Origin of the sequence: Enterobacter cloacae complex sp. 2024EL-00227 (assembly GCF_043945315.1) — a bacterium.
GTDB classification, from domain to species: Bacteria; Pseudomonadota; Gammaproteobacteria; order Enterobacterales; family Enterobacteriaceae; genus Enterobacter; species Enterobacter roggenkampii.
The window spans coordinates 1-2,050 of sequence record NZ_JBIMQP010000052.1 but is presented as its reverse complement, the minus strand read 5'-3'; the positions used below and the strand labels follow the sequence as shown (position 1 = coordinate 2,050).

Genomic DNA, 2,050 nt, shown 5'->3' with positions numbered 1-2,050 from the left:
GGGGGGGGGGGGGATGCCTGAGCCATGATGCTGGATGCATACCGGCAGATTTTGTCTGAAACCGTACCGGCCGTAAGGGCGGTCATGCTCGAATTTCTTGAATCCGTTCGCATTCATTACATTTCGTCCTGAGTATTTTCTGAATTTCTGTCCATACTTAAACGAGGCGGCCGTCACGGACGGTGGTCGTCGTTGCATGACGCTGTTATGGATGAGTGAACGTAATCTAATTTGACTTACATTCCGGGCAGCTCGCCCGGTTTTTTTTGCCTGTTCCCGGGGAACCACTCCGGACAGGATGTGCATTTGTAATACCGCGCACGCGCCGGCATCACAAATACTTAGGTCAGGGCTGCGCCCCGACACCCTGCCAACGCTTCACGACGCCGGATTAAAATCCGTTCCCGTTCACCGTTATCTGTTCAGATAACCTTTCTCCCACGAACAGAATAGGCTTATGCCCGATACCACTATAAAAAGCAGTTACCTTGTTTTCTTGTTGACCAGTGGGCGTTTTTTTTGTCATAAAACTTTTGGATAAGAATGCCGGAATGGCGGCTTTCATATAAATATTTTCGAATACCTTCCCGGTCCGTGCCGGGTTTTTTCGTTTTAGCTGCATGCCAGGCTCCCTGGTATCACGCATCCTTGTCGGTATCTAAAAACGGGGGTTAGCGTGTTCTTTTCGGACGAAACTGCATGCCATGCAGTTGTGTGCATAGCCATGCATAGCGCTAAAATACTTCCTGTGCGTTTCTGGCGGTTTTCCGGGTGGTTTGTTACTGGTTTTACCTTTCTGCCGTCAGAAACGCGCCCAACCCCGTTTCAGCGGTGCGGACAACGGATGTTATGGTAAATCTGCCTCACAGACTGGTACAAAAAAAGCCCCGCAGGGCTTTTTTGCTATGAGTTAGCCATATTTTCTTGCGAATTTTTCATCGGAATCGCATAGATAAATAATAAACTCAATAAACGCGATGATCGCGGGTATGAATGTCCAGCAAAAAATTAGATACAGGAATCCCTGTCCTATTTTACCTAAGTAAAATTTATGTGCGCCAAATCCACCAAGGAAGAATGCTAATAGCGCGGCTGCGATTCTACTTTTTTCACCTGAACCTGAAGAGGCGTTTGTGGCTCCGCAGTGTGGGCATGACTTTGCTGTTTCGTGTATTTCCTTGCCGCATCCTCGGCAGTAAACCATTGAACTCATTTTTTATCCTCGAGCTTATTTTTAGTTGGGATGCATAATATCCGATGTTTTATAACGATATGCATCCTATATGCTCGGGTGGGATAGATTTCCATTATGGTGAAGGATCTTCTTGAGATCCTTTCTGTGGCGTCGTAATCTCTTGCTCTGTAAACGAAAAAACCGCCCAGCAAGGCGGTTTTTCGAAGGTTCTCAGAGCAGCAACTCTTTGAACCGTGGTAACTGGCTTATGAGGAGCGCAGTAACCAAATCTGTTCTTTCAGTTTAGCCTTAACAGGCGCATAACTTCAAGACTAACTCCTCTAAATCAGTTACCAGTGGCTGCTGCCAGTGGCGCTTTGTCGTGCCTTTCCGGGTTGGAATCAAGTTGAAAGTTACCGGAGGAGGCGCAGCAGTCGGACTGAACGGGGGGTTCGTGCATACAGTCCAGCTTGGAGCGAACTGCCTTCCCGGAACCGAGTGTCAGGCGTGGAATGAGATAAACGCGGCCATAACAGCGGAATGACACCGGTAAACCGAAAGGCAGGAACAGGAGAGCGCACGAGGGAGCCATCAGGGGGAAACGCCTGGTATCTTTATAGTCCTGTCGGGTTTCGCCACCACTGATTTGAGCGTCAGATTTCGTGATGCTTGTCAGGGGGGCGGAGCCTATGGAAAAACGGCAACTCCGTGGCCTTATCGCTTCCCTGTTAAGCTCCTTCCTGGCATCTTCCAGGAAATTTCCGCCCCGTTCGTAAGCCATTTCCGCTCGCCGCAGCCGAACGACCGAGCGCAGCGAGTCAGTGAGCGAGGAAGCGGAATATATCCTGTATCACATATTCTGCTGACGCACCGGTG

General features: G+C 49.3%; 3 protein-coding genes. All 3 read right to left on the bottom strand.

From position 1 onward, the window contains the following. Positions 1 to 391: 391 nt before the first annotated feature. The gene (locus ACHH0Z_RS25440; protein WP_045409913.1) at positions 392 to 622 is read right to left on the bottom strand and encodes a hypothetical protein; all 231 of its coding nucleotides are present in this window, start codon (positions 620 to 622) and stop codon (positions 392 to 394) included. A gap of 288 nt (positions 623 to 910) precedes the next feature. Further along, positions 911 to 1,213, bottom strand: a complete 303-nt coding sequence (locus ACHH0Z_RS25435; protein WP_031942343.1) for a TM2 domain-containing protein — start codon at positions 1,211 to 1,213, stop codon at positions 911 to 913. A gap of 307 nt (positions 1,214 to 1,520) precedes the next feature. Beyond that, the gene (locus ACHH0Z_RS25430) at positions 1,521 to 1,634 is read right to left on the bottom strand and encodes a hypothetical protein (protein ID WP_045409917.1); all 114 of its coding nucleotides are present in this window, start codon (positions 1,632 to 1,634) and stop codon (positions 1,521 to 1,523) included. Positions 1,635 to 2,050 lie beyond the last annotated feature (416 nt).

Coding starts and splice junctions, on each gene's coding strand:
- ACHH0Z_RS25440 (WP_045409913.1), bottom strand. CDS start 622: ATGCAGCTAAAACGAAAAAACCCGGCACGGACCGGGAAGGTATTCGAA.
- ACHH0Z_RS25435 (WP_031942343.1), bottom strand. CDS start 1,213: ATGAGTTCAATGGTTTACTGCCGAGGATGCGGCAAGGAAATACACGAA.
- ACHH0Z_RS25430 (WP_045409917.1), bottom strand. CDS start 1,634: ATGCACGAACCCCCCGTTCAGTCCGACTGCTGCGCCTCCTCCGGTAAC.